This is a genomic window from Phaeobacter inhibens DSM 16374 (assembly GCF_000473105.1).
GTDB classification, from domain to species: Bacteria; Pseudomonadota; Alphaproteobacteria; order Rhodobacterales; family Rhodobacteraceae; genus Phaeobacter; species Phaeobacter inhibens.
Genome location: NZ_AXBB01000004.1, coordinates 126839 through 144687 on the forward strand (window position 1 = coordinate 126839; position 17849 = coordinate 144687).

General features: G+C 59.5%; 17 protein-coding genes. 3 read left to right on the top strand and 14 right to left on the bottom strand.

The features are described 5' to 3' along the window. The first annotated feature begins 11 nt into the window (after window positions 1-11). Window positions 12-1718, top strand: a complete 1707-nt coding sequence (locus INHI_RS20120) for a methyl-accepting chemotaxis protein (RefSeq protein ID WP_155805534.1) — start codon at window positions 12-14, stop codon at window positions 1716-1718. Window positions 1719-1787: 69 nt separating this feature from the next. Here INHI_RS20120 and INHI_RS0100585 read toward each other — a convergent pair whose 3' ends face one another. From INHI_RS0100585 to INHI_RS0100650, 14 genes are all read right to left on the bottom strand, one after another. After that, window positions 1788-2483 carry an RraA family protein gene (locus INHI_RS0100585; RefSeq protein ID WP_027246345.1) on the bottom strand — a complete coding sequence of 232 codons (696 nt, stop codon included), beginning with the start codon at window positions 2481-2483 and terminating at the stop codon, window positions 1788-1790. Continuing rightward, entirely contained in the window at window positions 2480-3175 is a 696-nt protein-coding gene (locus INHI_RS0100590) for an alpha/beta fold hydrolase (RefSeq protein ID WP_027246346.1), read from the bottom strand. Before INHI_RS0100590 ends, INHI_RS0100585 begins: the two co-directional genes overlap by 4 nt. Further along, complete coding sequence (locus INHI_RS0100595) at window positions 3172-4299, bottom strand: cobalamin-independent methionine synthase II family protein (protein WP_027246347.1); 1128 nt, start codon at window positions 4297-4299, stop codon at window positions 3172-3174. Before INHI_RS0100595 ends, INHI_RS0100590 begins: the two co-directional genes overlap by 4 nt. 98 nt (window positions 4300-4397) lie before the next feature. Then, window positions 4398-5360: a cupin domain-containing protein gene (locus tag INHI_RS0100600; RefSeq protein ID WP_027246348.1), complete on the bottom strand. Its 963-nt coding sequence runs from the start codon at window positions 5358-5360 to the stop codon at window positions 4398-4400. Between the two features lie 154 nt (window positions 5361-5514). Beyond that, a complete protein-coding gene (locus INHI_RS0100605) occupies window positions 5515-6504 on the bottom strand; it encodes a nuclear transport factor 2 family protein (protein ID WP_027246349.1) in 990 nt (329 codons plus the stop codon). Then, window positions 6491-7519, bottom strand: coding sequence for a LacI family DNA-binding transcriptional regulator (locus INHI_RS0100610; protein WP_027246350.1), 1029 nt, complete (start codon window positions 7517-7519; stop codon window positions 6491-6493). Before INHI_RS0100610 ends, INHI_RS0100605 begins: the two co-directional genes overlap by 14 nt. Continuing rightward, window positions 7516-8292, bottom strand: coding sequence for an SDR family NAD(P)-dependent oxidoreductase (locus tag INHI_RS0100615; protein WP_027246351.1), 777 nt, complete (start codon window positions 8290-8292; stop codon window positions 7516-7518). The genes INHI_RS0100610 and INHI_RS0100615 overlap by 4 nt, the downstream gene beginning before the upstream one ends. Continuing rightward, on the bottom strand, window positions 8289-9341 hold the full coding sequence (locus tag INHI_RS0100620; RefSeq protein WP_211233559.1) for an ester cyclase: 1053 nt from the start codon (window positions 9339-9341) through the stop codon (window positions 8289-8291). Before INHI_RS0100620 ends, INHI_RS0100615 begins: the two co-directional genes overlap by 4 nt. A gap of 67 nt (window positions 9342-9408) precedes the next feature. Further along, window positions 9409-10737 (bottom strand): histidinol dehydrogenase, encoded by a 1329-nt coding sequence (gene hisD, locus INHI_RS0100625; RefSeq protein ID WP_027246353.1) that lies wholly within the window; start codon window positions 10735-10737, stop codon window positions 9409-9411. A 5-nt stretch (window positions 10738-10742) separates the two neighbouring features. Continuing rightward, window positions 10743-11279, bottom strand: a complete 537-nt coding sequence (locus INHI_RS0100630; protein WP_027246354.1) for an ester cyclase — start codon at window positions 11277-11279, stop codon at window positions 10743-10745. A gap of 130 nt (window positions 11280-11409) precedes the next feature. Next, window positions 11410-12294 (bottom strand): carbohydrate ABC transporter permease, encoded by an 885-nt coding sequence (locus INHI_RS0100635; protein ID WP_014875633.1) that lies wholly within the window; start codon window positions 12292-12294, stop codon window positions 11410-11412. A gap of 1 nt (window position 12295) precedes the next feature. Continuing rightward, window positions 12296-13321, bottom strand: coding sequence for a carbohydrate ABC transporter permease (locus INHI_RS0100640; RefSeq protein ID WP_014880930.1), 1026 nt, complete (start codon window positions 13319-13321; stop codon window positions 12296-12298). 71 nt (window positions 13322-13392) lie between these two features. After that, window positions 13393-14619: an ABC transporter substrate-binding protein gene (locus INHI_RS0100645; RefSeq protein WP_027246355.1), complete on the bottom strand. Its 1227-nt coding sequence runs from the start codon at window positions 14617-14619 to the stop codon at window positions 13393-13395. Between the two features lie 89 nt (window positions 14620-14708). Continuing rightward, on the bottom strand, window positions 14709-15758 hold the full coding sequence (locus tag INHI_RS0100650) for an ABC transporter ATP-binding protein (RefSeq protein WP_014875630.1): 1050 nt from the start codon (window positions 15756-15758) through the stop codon (window positions 14709-14711). A gap of 133 nt (window positions 15759-15891) precedes the next feature. Between INHI_RS0100650 and INHI_RS0100655 the strand changes: the two genes are divergently transcribed. Both INHI_RS0100655 and INHI_RS0100660 read left to right on the top strand, forming a co-directional pair. Further along, entirely contained in the window at window positions 15892-16893 is a 1002-nt protein-coding gene (locus INHI_RS0100655; protein ID WP_027246356.1) for a nuclear transport factor 2 family protein, read from the top strand. Further along, window positions 16890-17756 (top strand): amidohydrolase family protein, encoded by an 867-nt coding sequence (locus INHI_RS0100660; protein ID WP_027246357.1) that lies wholly within the window; start codon window positions 16890-16892, stop codon window positions 17754-17756. The genes INHI_RS0100655 and INHI_RS0100660 overlap by 4 nt, the downstream gene beginning before the upstream one ends. Window positions 17757-17849: the final 93 nt, after the last annotated feature.

The following is a 17849-nucleotide window of genomic DNA, read 5'->3' on the forward strand; positions in this document are numbered from 1 at the left end:
GGCACGAAAGCGTGACAAGACCAGAGCTCAGCATTACCGCGAACAAAAGCCATGAAGGCGATCTTCAGTACCTGACGTCTCGTGCTCAGGAAAACCTGTTGCTCAGCCGGATCTACGTCGAAAAATACTTCCTTTCGAGAGACAGAGCCCATTTCGAGGAGGCAAACGCCTATATCTCTGCCGCGATAGATAGTCTGCCGCGCGTTGTGGTGTTGTCCAGCACTCAGGAAGAGAAAGATCTGGCAGAGTCAGCGAGTGAGGAAATTGCGCTGTTCCAGGAGCAACTTGCGGAGATTCAGGTGGCAATCACCCAGGTCGATGAGATCAGTGCGCGGTATCTGGATAAGATCGGCCCTGAGATGCAAAACAGCTTTGAGCGGCTCGCTGAATCCATTGTTGCAACGCAAAATGAACTTGGCCCCAATGGCCAGGCAATTGTCGACCGGATGTTCGTGTTGGTGCCCGTCGTTGGTTTGTTGTGCACGGCTATTGCTGTTCTCTTGTCGGTGACAGTCGGACGCTGGATTGTTGTGCCGCTTCGTCAGGCCATCAAGACAACCAACCGCCTTGCTCAGGGTAAAACAGACGTGGATATTGTCGGTGCGGAGCAACGCCATGAACTTGGCCAACTGGCACAGGCGTTGGTGGTGTTCCGTCAAGCACACCTTGATCGGGATCGTATTGCGCAAGAGCGCGAAAACCGCGCCCGGGAAGAGCAGGCCGATGTCGTTAACGCCCTGAGTGAGGGGCTCGAACTGCTGGCCGATGGCACGCTTTCCGCGCGGATCAATGAAACCTTCCCTGAGGAATACGATGCACTGAGGGTGAATTTCAACGCGGCTATGGAGAAGCTGCAGGCGGCTATTCAGTCGGTGGTGTCCAGCACTGAGAGCATTCGATCCGGTGCATCTGAAATCAACCAGTCGTCTAGTGAGCTGTCGATGCGGACCGAAACGCAGGCTGCGACGCTGGCACAGACGGCGGCCGCGCTCGCCACTCTGACTGATACCGTGCAATCCACCGCGTCAGGTGCCGAAAAGGCGAATGCCTATGCCAGTGAGACCAAACGAAGCGCCGAAGAAAGCGGAGAGGTGCTGGAACAAACGATCTCGGCGATGGCTGAAATTCGTGAATCGTCAGAGAAGATTTCTCAAATTATCAGCGTCATCAATGATATCGCCTTCCAGACCAATCTGCTGGCACTGAATGCCGGCGTCGAGGCCGCGCGGGCAGGCGAAGCGGGGCGCGGGTTTGCGGTTGTGGCCTCAGAGGTAAGGGCGCTGGCACAGCGGGCCTCGTCTGCTTCGGATGAGATCGAAGGGTTGATTTCCAACAGCTCTCAACATGTTCAGGACGGCGTGTCCTTGGTTGAAAAAACTTTTGGCTCCCTGAAACAGATGATTGAGAAGATCACCAGTGTGAACGGTCTGGTGGAAGAAATTGCAGGGGCGACGAAAGAACAGTCGACCGGGATTTCTGAAATCAACACGGCGATCACCCAACTGGATGGCGTCACGCAGCAGAACGCAGCCATGGTTGAAGAGACCACGGCGGCCGCTCAGATGCTGGACACGGATGCCAATACGCTCAATGGCCTGACTGCGGTTTTCTCGCTCACAGATGGGGCCGGCGCACGGTTCCGTCGCAAGGATGAAGCGGATGGAGACAAGGGCAGCATCTTCGCATTCCCCGAGGGAAATCTGGCAAGCGCGGGGTAAGACCGCCGTCGTCTCTGAAAACACCCTGCCGTAGCTCACCGCTGCGGCAGGTTTTCTGCTGCCAATTGGTCAGGTGCGCGCGGCTTCAAAGGCACTCCAGGCGGTCTCGAATGCCTCAAAATCGAACCCCTCTTTACGGGCGGGATCCAGCACCAGTTTTTCAGTCTCCAGCAACTTGCGGATTGCGCCCTCAAGATGCGGCAGAACCGCTGGTGGGATGACCAGCGCGCCGTGACGATCGGCATGAACCAGATCGCCATCCCTGATCTGGAGATCAAAGACAGTGACCGGCGTTGCGATCTCTTTCACATGCACGAAGCCATGAGAGGGGCCGATTGATCCAGCAATCACAGGAAAGCCCTCAGGCAGGTCGCCCAGATCACGCATTACCCCGTTGGTCAAAGCGCCGCTGATACCGAAGCCTTTGTGTACGGTGGTGTTGATCTCGCCCCAATAGGCGCCAATGCAGTTGGGGAAATCGACATCCTCAACCACCGTCACGGCGGGGCGGGGGCCGCTGGCCATATGGCGGTAGTAGTCCATGCGTCGCGCCTTGATCACCTCGGGCGGCTCAGTCGGGGGCGCCAGAGCCGAGATCCTGGCGGTCCGGGCGTAGCCGACCATTGCGCCTGCCTCGGGTGCTGAGGCCAGCATGGTGCCGCGGGTGAAGGCATTGAAGCCACGTTTGCCTTCGGCGACCTCAATCGCGTTGCAGACGGTCGGGGTATCGACTTGGCGCAGCAGGTCCAGAAGTGTTGGGGTCATAAGCTCTCCAGCCAGCGACGAAGGGCCGCTGTGGTTTGGTCAGGGGTTTCCAGCGTCGGAAGATGACCGGTCCCATCGAGGATTTCCAGGTGGCTCTGCGGCAGCAGGTCGTGCATCAATTCATGGCGGTGCGGCGGGCAGAGCGAGTCCTCTCGCCCGCAGAGCACCAGCGTAGGTCGGTCGAACTGGCGCAACGTGTCGCATTGATCAGGGCGATCCCGCAGCGCCTTGGACTGGTTGACGAACACCTCCGGCCCCAGATCAAGCGCCATCGCCATGCAGAGATCAAGGATCTGAGCCCGGTTTGGTCCATCGGTCAGATAGTTGGGCTTCATCTCCTCGCGCATCACCTGTTCCAGTCGTCCGGCGCGTGCCGCTGCTATCTGCGGCTCTCTGCGGGCCTGCACTTCGGGCGCTTCGGCCCGCGGGTTGGTGTCCATCAGAGCAGCGCCGAGGATGCGCTCCGGGGCTTGCCGGATTATCTCCATCGCGAGGATGCCCCCCATGGACAGCCCTGCAACGGCAAACTGTGGGGGGGCAATCTCCAGTATCGCCTGTGCAAGGGCCGCCATGCTGTCGCCCTGCCCGATAGGGGCGGTCATCAATGGGACATGACCCGACAATGCTGCGACCTGCGGCTGGAACAGTCGCGCGTCGCACATCATGCCGGGGAGCAGCAGGAGCGGTGTCACGCGCGCTCTGCCGCGAGTTTTGCACCTTCGGATAGGGCCGAGAGTTTGGCATAGGCGATATCGGGGTCAACCGCACCAAATCCGGCAAAGGTGCCAAAGCCACAATCAGATCCGGCGATCACCCGGTCCTGACCCAGAATATCGGTAAACCGCTCAATACGCTGGGCAACGACCTCCGGGTGTTCAACAAAATTGGTGGTGGTATCAACCACGCCGGGCACCAGCACTTTGTCATCGGGGATCTGCGCCTTGTGGTCGCGGAACACCGTCCATTCGTGGGCGTGCCGGGGATTGGAGGTTTCAAAAAGCACATAGCGTGCCTTGGTTGCCATCAGGGGGGCAAAGACCTTCTCCATTGAGATGTCGCAGCAATGTGGCCCCTCGTAGTTGCCCCAGCAGATATGCACGCGGACCTTCTCGGCGGGCACGTCGGACAGTGCGTGGTTCAACGCTTCGACATGCATTTGGGCGACTTTTACAAACTCATCGTCGCTCAATTCCGTGAACAGCATGTGACGCGACAGCGCCAGATCCGGGCAATCCAGTTGCAGGTCGAGCCCGGCACCGGCGATGGTTTCGTATTCGGTTTTCATCGCATCGGCGAGGGCGGCGAGGTAGGCTTCGCGCGTGGGGTAGTGGTCGTTCTGCAGAAACAGCGATATGACACCGGGAGACGCGGCATTCATGAACCCGCGATCTGCGCCATGCTCTGCCATCGCAGATTTCAGATTGGCGATATCTTTCTCCAACTCTCCCTGACCTTTGGAGCGGACCTCTCCGGTGCACATGGGACGGGCATATTGCGGGGTGCCGCCATCGTCAGCGAGACGCTTCAGGAAACCGGGAAACATCTTCAGATCAGCAGGCGCATTGCGCGGGCTGTCGCCGGAAAACCCTGTGTAACGGTCCTTTACGTAGGTCGCATAGGAGATTTTGGAGGTCTCACCGTCGCTCACGATATCAATGCCGGCCGCAACCTGTTTTTTGACCGTATCGCTGACCGCGGCGCGCATGCAGGCATCAAAATCCGCCTGATCAAATGACTGCTGCCGCTCGCGGGCGAAGATGAAATCGACCACGTCTTGCGAGCGGGGGAGCGAGCCTACGTGTGTTGTCTTGACCATGTGCCGAATCTCCTCAAGTCAGATCTGCAACGGGGGATCTTGCCGCCGTCCTGATAGTGCCTCCGCGCCGCGCTCGCCGCCGCGCGGAGGGAGTTGCGTTAGTTGCCGGTCCAGGTCGCGCCGGCCGGATCATCGGTGGCGGTGACCCGGTAGAGGCTTGCCTCACCGGTCATGGACGGTTCCAGGCTGTGGGTCTCACCCGCCTTGATCAATGCAGTGTCGCCGGGATTAAGGGTTGTTTCGCCCCCTTCCCAACGCAGCCGCCAGTGGCCGCGCACCGGCATCAACACAGTGTGCTGATCATGGCTGTGCATGTCAGCAGGCAAGGAGCCGCGGGTCAGGAAATCGACGCAGAAACCGGGCTTGTCCTTGAGGAGCGCATCTGCACCGATCACCTTGGCCGGTTTGTCGCGGGCCAACGCCATCAGATCCCAGTACCGCGCCACATAGTCACGGACCACCGCCTCAACGGGGACCTCCGGGAATGCAGCCAGCTCCTCCTCGCTCAGCAAGGGCATCGGGTTTATGCCGTCGGGCAGGGATACCCCTTTCTTGCTGTCGTAGAGCACGCCGTTTTCACCCAGAACCAGCCCGTGGTCGCGGGCGTCCTCAATCACCTGAGGGGCCCAGGTGACGCCGCCGCCGGCATCATCACCGCCCAGCACGGCCATGATCATCCCGTAGTCGGTGCCAATGTTCTCAAACCCGCGGAAGATGCCAGTGGGGATGTTGAAGATATCGCCTTCCTCGGCGACAAATTCACCGGCATCCCCGTGACGGCCCCAGAAGAAGCGCCAACGCCCCTTCAGCACGAAGAAGACTTCGGCGGTTGTGTGACTGTGCAGCGAGTTGCGGCATTTCGGCGGCTGGCCTGCGGCGCCAATGTTGAAGCCGATCTGGTCGGTGATATGGACATGCTGGTCCGGGCTTTCGGAAACGCCGCCGCCGATGATGGTGAAGTTTTCCTTCTGGTCGGAGCCGGGGGTGTGGGCGTCGATGAAGGCAGTCTTGCAGGGGCGCAGCTCACCGTAGCGGACGATGCGGTTTTGAATGGTGCTCATGTGTTTTCTCCGTTTTGGATCTTGGGTTTGACAGGTTTCAAACCCGCACCCCGGGAGGGCGGTTGTTCAGGCGGCGCGCCCGCAGAGAGGCTCGGTGCGTATGATAGCGCCGTGCCGCCTGACTGGCGTTCAAATATGAGGTCTGCGCATTCACTCAGAGGTCGCCTGTCTGTAGCAGGATCTGTTTCCAGATCGCGGTTTCGTCAAACAGGGTCCATTCGCGCCGCAACCGGATGTCGCCGCCGATCAGTTCACCCCATTCGGCGTGGCTGATGCCCAGCACGTAGATATCGGCGCCGGTAGGCGTTCCAAGCGCGCCCCAGCCATCATGTTTGCCATGCAGGCTCCAACGCACGGCTGAGCGGGGCGGCATATTGGTGTCGGAGCGGCCAATCTGGTGATGAATGGTGAAGGTTGCAGAGGGCAGGGAGGCGCGTAGCGACATCCAGAACTGATCGACCGCAGCGCGGCCATGGCCGGTCATGCCACCGGGGTATTCAGTCTGCACCGCGCGATCATAGGTATCCTCTACCGCACCCATATCAGCCGCCATCATGCGGATCAGCAGGTCAGCATGGCGTTGCCCCCATTCGTTATCATTACCTGTGCCCTGATAGGGTCCGGGCTGGTCAGTCGTGGGCGTTAGTGGCTTCACGGCCCGTTCCGGACCGCCTTCGCGAGTGATCAGATCGCGGACAAAACCCTCCGGCTCCCAGCCCATTTGCCGCACGATCGCGCCATTGTCGCGGATGAGCCATTCGTCATCGATGGCATTGTTTCTGGCGTGGCAGTCGGCGAGGATCCGGTATTTCAGCTTGGTTCCCGTCGCCTTGCCGAAAGCCCCGTCGCCAAGATGTGTCGCCGTAGACATGATCCGGTGGCTCGACAGCATGCCCTGCTCCGGGGTGCCGGACCAGATCACATCCTCGCCCAGCAGGGTGCGGTCGGGGAATTCGGCGAGGGTTGCCATTGTGGCACCGATCACGCCCTGATTTCCGGTCGAGACCGCTCCGGGCATTCTGACAACGATCTCGGGCGCATAATACTCATGCAGGGTGGAAATACCCCGGTCTTCCCAGATCTCTTTGGTGATGCCGACAATGTAATCGGGGAAGTCTTTGAATTTGGGATCAAAACCCTTCATTTTTCCATCCTTCGGGAATGCGGGCAGAGCCGCGAACAATCAATGGGCCATCAATGGCAATACGGCGCGGCCTCTGCGGCGCGCCGTTGATTTCGTTCAGCAGAATATCCACCGTGGCCGAAACCATGCGATTGGCGGGCTGACGAACTGTGGTCATGTCATAGGCTGGCCAGGCGGCGGTGGGCACATCGTCATATCCCACCACAGAAACATCCCCCGGCACGCAAAGCCCCAGTTCGGAACGCAGCACATCCATCACCGCAAAGGCCATGTGATCATTGCCCACAAACACCGCATCCGGGCGGTCGCCGGTGAACATCTGGCGGGTGGCTTCGGCGGCGGTTTCCATCTTGAAGTTGCCCACGCCACGGGCATGCAATGTCAGCCCATCCTCGGCCAGTCGCTCGCAAAACCCCGTTTCGCGGTCGCGCTGGGTCGAGGCGCCTTCCCAACCCGCGATATAGCCGATCTTACGATGCCCAGCGGCCAGCAGAAACTCAGCGACCTTGCGCCCGCCTGCATAGTTATCCGATGTGACGGCTGACATGCTCGGGTCATCTTGCGACCGGTTGAACAGCACCATCGGCACACCGGCGGCGCGGCAGCGATCTGACAGTTCCGACGACATGGCAACCGAGGCTGCGATAATGCCGTCAACTTGATAGTCGAGGATTTCTTCAATCACATTGTCGATGCTGTGGGCCGTGTTGGGGGCCATGAACATCAATACGTGATAGCCGCGTTCCTGAAGCGCGTTGGACAGTTTTTCCAGAGCCTCCGGGTAGAAATGGTTCTCCAGATAGGCCACCACCAACCCGATAATACGCGAGCGACCGGAAACCATGGCCCGGGCCAGCGAGTTCGGTCTGTAGCCGAGGGATTCCGCTGCCGCGCGCACCTTGTCCACGGTTTTTTTCGAGGCGGAGGCTCCGGGGGTGAAGACCCGGCTGACAGCGGATTGCGATACGCCCGCAAGCCGCGCCACATCGGCAGAGGTGATCTTTGCGGCGGTCATTCTGCGGTCCATCCGCCATCGATCATCAGCGCGGTGCCAGTGATCAGGGACGAGGCGTCAGAGGCCAGATAGACCACGCCACCCATGATATCCTCAACCTCACCGATGCGGCCAAGCTGGATTTTGCTTTCGATCCAGGCCCTGCGTTCCGGACGGTCAAAGGTGGACTGCGTGAGTGGCGTCACAATGAAAGTCGGGCAGATGGTATTTACCCGGATACCCGATTTCCCCCATTCGATGGCCATGGATTTTGTGAACCCCTCAACCGCATGTTTGGTTGCAGAATAAACGGCCCTGTCCAGACCGCCGACCTTGGCCATCTGACTGCTGATGTTGATGAGTGAACCGGGTTTGCCGGCCGCCATCAGCCCCTTGGCCACTGCCTGGGTCAGGAAATAGGCGCCCTTGATGTTCAGGTCGATCACCGCGTCGAAATCACCCTCAGTGGTGTCGCTGGCAGGGCTATGGCGCGCCAGCCCGGCGGAGTTCACCAGAATGTCAAAGGCGCCATTTTGGGTTATACGCTCACTGATGCCGGCCTGAGTGGCGGCAATGTCAGCGACGTCGAGAACCATCACCTCCGCCTGCATGTCGGCTGCCTGCATCTCCGCGACCAGCGCTTCCAGCGGCTCAATCCGACGGGCAGCGATGGTGACATGGGCCCCGGCCTCTGCCAAGGCCACGGCACAGGCGCGGCCGATGCCGGAGCTGGCCCCGGTCACCAACGCGCGTTTGCCATCAAGACGGAAGGAAGGGGTGCGGGGCAGGGTCACGGGCGATCTCCGATTTGTGGGATGGGGCCCGGATTGCGGGCTTTGTTGAACTCGCGCAGTCGGGCCATCACGTCAACGCCAAGCTGTGCATAGAGGTCAAGCAGATCGACCAAAACCCAGTTTTCCCGGATCAACCCATTCTCCAGCCGCCAGAAATCAAGACTGCGCAGGTCAATCATCTGGCCGGTGGGCGGGAGCCCCAGCCAGCCATCCGATGTCAGACTCTGGCGCATGTTTGGCCAGCCGGTAACAGCGGCATAATCGCCATCGCCAAAGAAATGGAAATCCAGCGTCTCATCCTTGGCGCCACGATCTGGCATCGCGTTCAGAAAGGGGATCTGATGCCAGTTGCGAAAGCCCGAAACACCGCGCGCAGTCCCAATCCCGGCTGGGCCATACCAGTTGAAACGTGAATGCCAGAAGCGTTCCATCTCCATCACCTCCGGGCCACCCTGCGCTGGGTGGCGCGTCAGGTGGGCCAGCATGTCCACGATATGATCACAGGACGCCGTCGCCTGATCCCGGTCCCATGGGCCGCGAACAAACCCGTCCTGTGTGGCGGGTCCGGGGACAAAAAACTCCCGCCCGAGTGAGGGCGCCATGGGCCAGGCACCGGCCTGCATCATCAGCTCCGGGAGGTCCCATATTGCCTGCATCTCGACGATTTTGCCATCTGAGATGCGATAGAATTCGTGGTACCGCATATGGGCGATGTGCCCGGTTGGGGGAATGTCCAGCCACGGCGCCATGAAGGTTCCGATATAATGACCGCCAGCCCCCAGCCACTGCTCTCCTTGGGAGGTTTCGCCAGCCATCACGATCCAGTCGCGCCGTTCCAGATCCGGCATCGCCCGCAACAAGGGGGCATAGGCCGTCTGATACAGCGCATCCGGGCCGCGCATATCACCAAGAGGGTGGCAAAGATGGATCTCAGCTTGGGCAGAAAAAAGCGCTGTCATTGCGCTCTGCACCGGGTCCGCCGAAAAATCGCGCATCGCCGAGAACAGCGGAGATAACAGGGCCTTATGGGCGCTAGGGTGGTCCATCATTGGTCCGAATTAAGAGGAGGCTTTTGATGCCGGGCGGGAATACCCCCGCCCGGCAGATCTTGGATGTTTATTCAGCAGCGTCGCGGTAAGGGGCGCCTTCCCCATAGGGGACGTTGATCCCGCCATAGCGACGAACCCGGATGTTGCATTGCTCGGCGTGGCCCACGAAGCCTTCCAGCATACACAGGCGCGAGCCGTATTCGCCAATCAGCGTTGCGGCCTCATCGCTGGTGACCTTCTGATAGGAATGGGTTTTCAGGAATTTACCCACCCAAAGGCCACCGGTGTAGCGCCCGGCCTTCTTCGTCGGCAGCGTGTGGTTGGTGCCGATCACCTTGTCACCATTGGCAACATTGGTGCGCGGGCCGAGGAACAGCGCGCCGTAACAGGTCATGTTGTCGAGGAACCAATCATCGCGGTCGGTCATGACCTGAACATGCTCCGACGCAATATCATCGGCTACCGCAAGCATCTCGTCGTAGGTATCGCAGAGGATTACTTCACCGTAGTCCTCCCAGCTGACGCGGGCGGTGCCAGCGGTGGGGAGGATGGCCAAGATCCGGTCGATTTCCTTCAGCGTTTCTTCGGCGAGGGTCCGGCTGTTGGTGACCAGAACAGCAGGGCTGTTGTAGCCATGTTCGGCCTGTCCCAGAAGGTCGGTCGCGCAGAGTTCGGCATCAACCGTGTCATCGGCGATGACCATGGTTTCGGTCGGACCCGCAAAGAGGTCAATGCCCACGCGGCCAAAGAGCTGACGTTTGGCTTCGGCAACAAACGCATTGCCGGGGCCGACCAGCAGATGCACCGGTGCGATGCTTTCGGTGCCGATCGCCATGGCGCCCACCGCCTGAATCCCGCCGAGTACATAGATTTCGTGCGCACCGCCAAGGTGCATTGCCGCGATTACGGCGGGGTTCGGCTCACCGTTGAAGGGCGGGGTGCAGGCCACGATACGCGGCACACCTGCGACCTTTGCGGTGGCCACAGACATATGCGCGGAGGCCACCATGGGGAATTTGCCGCCAGGCACATAGCAGCCGACGGATTGCACCGGGATGTTCTTGTGGCCGAGGATCACACCGGGCATCGGCTCCACCTCGATGTCAAGCATGGAGTCCCGCTGCGCCTGCGCGAATTTGGTCACTTGATCCTGTGCGAATTGGATATCTGCCATCTCGCGCGGGGAGACCTTGGCGATGATCGCCTCAATCTCAGCCTCGCTCAGCCGGTAGCTGTCGCGGTCGTAATTGTCGAACTTGCAGGCAAGTTCACGCACGGCGGCATCGCCACGGGCCTCAATATCCTTCAGCGTTGAAGCCACCACAGAGGCGGTCTTGGCGTCGTCTTCGACCCGGTCTGCTTCGGGTTTGCCGCGTTTGAGATAGTCAATCGCCATCGTATTTATCCTTTGTTGTCGGGTCGTGGCGGTTGCGTCTCGCCACGATCAAATGCTTCCCAGCCTTCGCCGTTGAACAGATCGACGCCGAGCTGGGCGGCGACATGGGCGAAATCGACATTGACCCAATTGTCCACGATTTTGCCGTCAACGACTTTCCAGAAATCCATGTAGCGGATCTCCACCCGTTTGCCGGTGGGCGCTATGCCGAGGAAGGTCCCGCTGTGCGTGGCTTCCTGCCGACCAAAGGCCGCAGCCCATTCGCCCATGTAGAGGCGGGCCTCGTCGATGCAGACCTTGTCGGAGAAGGCTGCCTGAAACGGGCGCTGCCAGTTGTCCTGAAATTCCTTCAGCCCGGTCTTGGTGCCGCATCCCTGATTCCCCATCCAGCGGAACCCATCGGCAAAGAATTCGCCAATATCGCCGATGCGGTGGTCGTTCAGCCCATCGACCATCTCTTCGATGACGCGGCGGGTGTCTTCTGTTTTGCTCATATCCGTGTCTTTGGTCAGCACGGCTTGTTCTGGGCGAGACCCTTTCATTGGTCTTATCCTTTTCAGTCTACCAAGGGAAAATCTGTGATGGGGGGAGGAGATCCCGCACACAGAAAATCCCTTGGCATCCTGTTCAGCGCCGGATGGCGGCCGAGGGCGTTATGACGGAAAGAGGCGCTCATCCTTTGACCGCACCTGCGGTCAGGCCGCTCACGATCTGACGCTGGAAAAACATCACCAGCACAAACAGCGGGGCTGTGGCAGAGACCACGGCGGCCACGGCAAACATCACGTTGCCTTCGGTCTGGGTGGTCCCCATGAAGCTGGCGATCTTGGGTATCATGGTCTGATTGTCCTTGCTGAGCAGCATCGAGGTGACGGCAAAGTCGTTGTACGCCAGCAGGAAAGAGAACAGGCCGGTGGTGATGACGCCGGGCCACATCACCGGGATGATCACATGGCGGAAGGCCTGAAACTGGGTGCAGCCATCCACCTTGGCGCTTTCGTCCAGTTCCTTCGGGATCGACTGGAAGAACGAATGCAACATCCACAGGGTGAAGGGCTGGTTGATCGCCACCAGAACGATGACCGTGGTCGCAAGATGCCCCCAAAGGTTCCATTCAAAAAACGGCAGCAGGTAGCCTGCAACCAGGGTAATCGGCGGCATCGCGCGGAAGATCAGCGCAGTGATCAGCAGCCAGAAGGTATAGCGATAACCGGAGCGGGACAGGGCATAGCCACCCAGCGTTCCGATCGTCAGCGAGGTCATCACCACGAAGATACAGACCAGTGTGGTGTTGATGCCTGCTTTCCAGAATTCCTCCTGGATCCAGGCCCCTTCGTACCCGACGCCGGTCACCGAGGATCCGTGGGTTGCCTTGGTCAGCGTACCGGTCAGCGCGTTTGTCCAGTCCGCGATGGAGAAGAAATCCAGCTCAACCTTGAAGGATCCCCAGAAGGTCCAAAGAAATGGAAAGGCCGCGAGAATGAGCCAGAACAGGATGAAACCATTGACCAGCAGGCGCAGGCCCAATGGGCGGCGGGTGGCGGCGGAACTGCTCATGTTAAGTCTTCCCCTTGAAATCTTGCCAGGTCCGGATCAGCACCGGGGTCAGCAGTACGGCAACGCCGAGAATGGTCAGAACGGATGTGGTCGCGGCGGAGGACAGCAGCCGGGTTTCACCGCCCATATCGTTGAAGATGATCCAGCTGAAAGACGTCGCGTGGGCCTCGGCGTTGAAGCCGACGATCGGTTCGAAGACGCGGAAGTTGTCCATCAGCTGAATGAGTGCCACAAAGGTCACCAGCGGCATCAGATGCGGCACCACCACGTAGCGGACACGCTGCCAGCGGGTGGCGCCGTCGATCTGCGCGCTTTCCAGCTGGTCCTGTGGCAGGGTTTGCAGGCCTGCATAGAACACCACAAAGGCGAAGGGCGCAGAGTGCCAGACCCCATAGATGATCAGCATAACCCAGGTCAGCCCGGTCGAGGCTTTGAGCGATAGGGTCGGATCATCGGTCAGATATTGCAGCGCAGATCCAAGTACACCACGGCTGTCGATCATCCAGAACAGGATGAGGGAGCCAATCAGCGGCGTCACGATCATCGGCAGCAGCGAGAAGAAGATCACCAGCCCTTTGAGATGCCGGTTGAGCGAGTTCACGGCGAGCGCGATCATCAGACCCAGCACGATCAGCAGCGGAGTTACAGTAAAGGTATAGGTCAGCGTAAAACCCATCGCGCGGTAGAAGGGCAGGTCGCTGATTTCGCCCAAGAAAGCGCCGATGCTGTCGGTGCTGCGCCAGGCTTCTGCCACCTCGGCCACAGCCAGATGACCACGATCAAAATAGATTTGCAGGCCAACAAATTTGCCCAAAGGCTCCGCATCGCGCAGGGCACGGGTGGCCTCCTGGTCGATGGTGGTTTCCTCTTTGCAGCCGAAGGGACCGCAGTTTTCAACCGTCACCAAAACGGCGTCATGGGGCGTGTGAACGGACTGGAACAACACCGACACGATGGGCAGCGCGATGAACAAGAGCATCGCAAGCCCGGTGGGCAGAAAGAACCAGAAAAAGGTGCGGTGTTTCATGACAAACCGATGTCCAGAGTTCAGGTGGTGGTGGCAGAGGGGAGGCTCCCCTCTGCCGGTTGGGCCTCAACTTAGTTGAGGAACCCTTTTTCCTTGGCGGCAGCGGTATAGGCTGATTCTGCATCAGCAAGAGCCTGTTCAGCGCTTTCCTTGCCCTGCATGAAATCGCTCAGCTCAGCACCCAGCGCGGTATGCAGCAGACCCATATAGGGCAGCATCGGGTAGGGGCTGGTGCTCATCTGCACGGCCTCAAAGACACCCTGAGCCGCATCGGTCGGCTCATAGCCGTCGATCAGCCAGACCGCCTGAGGTTCGGTTTCCTCGTTCAGCATCTCGGGGCGGATGCCATGGGTCAGCGCGACGAAGGTGGCTTCGGCTTCGGCGTCGGGAATATTCTTGGCGACAGTCCAGCCATCCCACCACAGGGTAGAGGCGGCATCAGATCCCCCCGCCACGGTCAGCGGACCGGAGATGGCCATGTGATCCTTCACCTCCTGTACGACACCATCGGCATCGGCCAGAGTTGCAGCGCGGCTGCCCCACATGTTCATCAACGCGACATTGCCGGCACGGAATTCGGCGTTGGTGGCGTTGGAGTCATGGGTCAGGAAGTCGGGGTTCATATATTCCGACAGCGACTTCATCATTTCCAGAGCGGCTACGCCCTGTTCATTGTTGATCGAGACTTTGGCGCTGCCCGGCTCAAAAAAGCTGCCGCCGTGGCCCAGATACATGTTGTTGAATTCCTGCGCGAGGTTCCAACCCGCCTTGTAGGCACCGCCTACGGGGTTCTCCATGAGGCCCTTTTCGCGGATCATCTTGGCGGCTGCCAGCAGGTCCTCATAGCTCTTGGGCGGCTCAACACCGATCTCTTCCAACACGTCGGCGCGATAAACCAGATGCTGGGCGTTTGCCATGAAGGCCACGGCCATGATCTTTCCATCGATGGTGATCAGCTGGGGTTTCTGCAGCCCGTCACCGTGTTTGGCGACCAGATCGTCCAGCGGACGTATGACGTCTTCGTTCATCAGGGCCACGATGGAGGAGTTGGCGATGATCGCAGAGGTGTATTCCGCCGGGTTGCCGGTCATGCCCGCAACGTTGATCTTCTGATGGTCTGCTGTCAGGTTGGCCTTGACCTCGCCACCGGTACACTCCTTGGCCGCATCGGCGACAGAATGGATGGCGGGGAATTCATTGCCGACAATATTGACCCGTGCCGAAATCTCGCAGGCAGAACCTGCGGTCGCGGCAAGAGCCAAAACCGAGCTGGCAAGTGCGATATGTGTGAATTTCATGGTAGTCTCCCTGTTATAGGGGGAAGCCGTCCGGACAGCATCCCCGTCTTTGCCCCCGTCGCATGCACGAAGGCGGCGGTGGTGGGGGATTACCCCCCCAGCCGCGCACCTGTTTGTGTATCAAACAGGTGGCAGTGATCGGTGGGCACGTGGATCGACACCATATCGTCGATCTCTGCGCGGAAGGTCTTATCTGCCTTGACCGAAACCAGGACGCCGCCAATGCGGACCGTAACCATGGTTGCATCGCCCAAGAGCTCCATCGTGTAGATCGGGGCGTTGATCTGGCCGCCGCTGTCCACAACGCTGGCGTCCTCGGCCCGAAAACCCAGTGTGACCGGGCCGTCCTGGCCACTCAGACCGGCAATATCCGTATGCTGGGCGGTAAACCGTCCGCCGGACAGGCCGCCCTCCATCAAGTTCATCGCAGGTGAGCCGATGAAACTAGCCACAAAGGCATTGGCGGGACGGTCGTAGATCTCTGTCGGGCTACCGACCTGCTGTACGACGCCTTTGTTCATGACCACCACGCGATCGGCGAGGGTCATCGCTTCAATCTGGTCGTGGGTCACATAGATCGTTGTCACGGCCAGTTCATGGCTGAGGTTTTTGATCTGCGCACGGGTAGAGACCCGCAACTTGGCATCGAGGTTAGACAGCGGTTCGTCCATCAAAAACACGTTCGGTTCGCGCACGATGGCCCGGGCCAGAGCCACCCGCTGCCGCTGACCGCCTGACAATTCGGCCGGCTTGCGATGCAGGAATTCGTCCAGTTCAACCATGGCGCTGGCCCGTCGGACCTTCTCGTCATGGGTCTTGGCGTCAACACCGCGCACCTTCAGCGGAAAGCGGATATTTTCGTAGACGTTCATATTGGGATAAAGCGCATAGCTCTGAAAAACCATGGCGACGTCCCGGTCCTTCGGCTCCAGTTCGTTGACCCGATTGCCATCCACCAGAATGTCGCCCTCGCTGGCGCTTTCCAGTCCGGCAATCATCCGCATCGTTGTGGTCTTGCCGCAGCCCGACGGCCCCAGGAGAACCAGAAACTCCTTGTCTGCGATGGTCAGGTCGAAATTATCAACCCCGACAAAGCTGCCCCAACGCTTGCTGATATTACGCAGCTCTATCTGTGCCATGCGGGTCCGCCTCCCAGCGAAATCTATTTTGCATACGATTGCAAAAAGGTTAGTCTTTGCTGCGTTAATTTGGCAAGATAATTTTGCAATCGTATGCAATGTGGCGTGAAGCGCCTGTAAAATAGGGAAAGAAATGAACGATCTTCAGGCAGCAAAAGCCGTCGTGCGCGCCTTCTATGCCGATCTGGATGCTCCGGATGCGAATCTTGAAGCGGCTCTGATTCGACATACATCGCCCGACTACCTGTGGCGTGGTTTCCACCCGTTCAATGAGATGACCGCGGCTGCTGAGGTTGCTCGGCAGTTCTGGGCGCCGCTGCGCAAAAGTCTCACATCGTTGCAGCGGCGTGAGGATATTTTCTTTGCCGGGCGCAACCAGATGGATGATTTTCAAGGCATCTGGGTGGTGTCCATGGGGCATCTGATGGGGCTGTTTGACGCGCCATTTGTGAACATCCCGCCAACGGGTAAGATTGCGATGCTGCGCTATTGCGAGTTTCACCGGGTTGAAGACGGCAAGATTGCACAGACCGCGATGTATTTCGACCTACCGCATCTGATGGCGCAGGCTGGTGTCACAGCCTTTCCCGGTCAGACCGCCGCGCAGTTGGTGCAGCCGGGGCCAATGACGCATGATGGCCTTCTGTTCGAAGCGCAACCAGACCACGAAGGCGAGGCGACGCTGGCCGTGATCAACCGCATGATTGGTGAACTGGGGCAGTGGGACAACAAGCTCAGTCTTGAGGATGAGCTGCGTCAGACCTGGTGTGAACACATGTTGTGGTGGGGGCCGACCGGCATCGGCGCCACCTATACCATCGAGCGCTATGCCCAGCAGCATTCCGGCCCGTTTCGCGCGGCCTTCTCTGACAGATCCAGGACCGGTCATACGGCGCGCCTGGCGGAAGGCGCCTACGGTGGCTTCGCTGGCTGGCCGAACTTCACCGCGCGTCTGACCGGCGATTTCATGGGTCGCACGGCGACCAATGAACGGGGCGAATTCCGGGTGATTGATATCTACCGGCGTAGCGGTGACAAACTTGCGGAAAACTGGATCTTCATTGACCTGCTGCATTTCTGGAAAGGGCAGGGATATGATGTCCTGCAACAGCTGAGCGATGGGACCCTGACATGATCGACGCGCATCATCACCTGTGGGACCTGACGGCGGTGCATTACCCTTGGCTGGCCGCCAAGGGTGTATCGCGGTTCTTTGGCGACCCAAGCCCGATCCAGCGCAACTATCTATTGCCTGACTTTCGCGCAGAGGCCTCGGCCCTTGGGATCACCGGATCTGTTCACATTCAGGTCGGCGCTGCGGATCCTCTGGCGGAGGCGAAATGGGTTCAAGCCGTCGTCGACGCGAACCGGGACTGGCCGATGGTACAGGTGGTGCATTGCGATCTGACGGCGCCAGATCTGGCGCAGCAACTCGACGTTTTTCAGGCGCTGCCCTCGGTCCGGGGCGTGCGCCAGATCGTCGGTCGCGCCCCGGGTGAGGATGCGCAGACCGGCACCAATGCGCTTCTGGATGATCCAGGGTTTCTGGAGGGGCTGCTGCTGATTGGAGAACGCGGGCTGTCCTTCGATCTGCAGCTTATCCCCGAGCTGATGGAGAAAACCGCGCGCGTTCTGGGGCAGGCCCCGCGAACAAATGTGGCCCTGTGCCATGCGGGCAGCCCCCATGATCGAAGTCCTGAGGGGCTAAAGGCGTGGAGTCAGCAGCTCAGATGGCTTTCGGGTCTTCAACATGTACGATGCAAACTCTCAGGTTTGGGGATGTTTCAGCACTGCTGGACCGTTGAGGACTTCAGACCGATCATTGAGACATGCCTCGATCAATTTGGCGCTGACCGCTGTATGTTTGGCTCCAACTTTCCCGTTGATAGCCTTTATTCAAACTATGAAACGCTCTTGCACGCACATGAAAAATTGGTTCCGGATAGCCAGAGATCACAGGTTTTTGCTGAGACCGCAGCGCGCTTTTATAAGTTCTGAGATGTGTTGCTGATGGGGGAGGCAAGGGTGGCCAGCCAAAGGGGCCTACTCATGTCGAGCCCGACTGCGAGTGGGCCAAAAGCCGAGGTTGAA

Coding starts and splice junctions, on each gene's coding strand:
- hisD (WP_027246353.1), bottom strand. CDS start 10,737: ATGGCGATTGACTATCTCAAACGCGGCAAACCCGAAGCAGACCGGGTC.
- INHI_RS0100595 (WP_027246347.1), bottom strand. CDS start 4,299: ATGGTCAAGACAACACACGTAGGCTCGCTCCCCCGCTCGCAAGACGTG.
- INHI_RS0100650 (WP_014875630.1), bottom strand. CDS start 15,758: ATGGCACAGATAGAGCTGCGTAATATCAGCAAGCGTTGGGGCAGCTTT.
- INHI_RS0100605 (WP_027246349.1), bottom strand. CDS start 6,504: ATGAAGGGTTTTGATCCCAAATTCAAAGACTTCCCCGATTACATTGTC.
- INHI_RS0100645 (WP_027246355.1), bottom strand. CDS start 14,619: ATGAAATTCACACATATCGCACTTGCCAGCTCGGTTTTGGCTCTTGCC.
- INHI_RS0100620 (WP_211233559.1), bottom strand. CDS start 9,341: ATGATGGACCACCCTAGCGCCCATAAGGCCCTGTTATCTCCGCTGTTC.
- INHI_RS0100585 (WP_027246345.1), bottom strand. CDS start 2,483: ATGACCCCAACACTTCTGGACCTGCTGCGCCAAGTCGATACCCCGACC.
- INHI_RS0100630 (WP_027246354.1), bottom strand. CDS start 11,279: ATGAAAGGGTCTCGCCCAGAACAAGCCGTGCTGACCAAAGACACGGAT.
- INHI_RS0100635 (WP_014875633.1), bottom strand. CDS start 12,294: ATGAGCAGTTCCGCCGCCACCCGCCGCCCATTGGGCCTGCGCCTGCTG.
- INHI_RS0100655 (WP_027246356.1), top strand. CDS start 15,892: ATGAACGATCTTCAGGCAGCAAAAGCCGTCGTGCGCGCCTTCTATGCC.
- INHI_RS0100660 (WP_027246357.1), top strand. CDS start 16,890: ATGATCGACGCGCATCATCACCTGTGGGACCTGACGGCGGTGCATTAC.
- INHI_RS0100610 (WP_027246350.1), bottom strand. CDS start 7,519: ATGACCGCCGCAAAGATCACCTCTGCCGATGTGGCGCGGCTTGCGGGC.
- INHI_RS0100640 (WP_014880930.1), bottom strand. CDS start 13,321: ATGAAACACCGCACCTTTTTCTGGTTCTTTCTGCCCACCGGGCTTGCG.
- INHI_RS0100600 (WP_027246348.1), bottom strand. CDS start 5,360: ATGAGCACCATTCAAAACCGCATCGTCCGCTACGGTGAGCTGCGCCCC.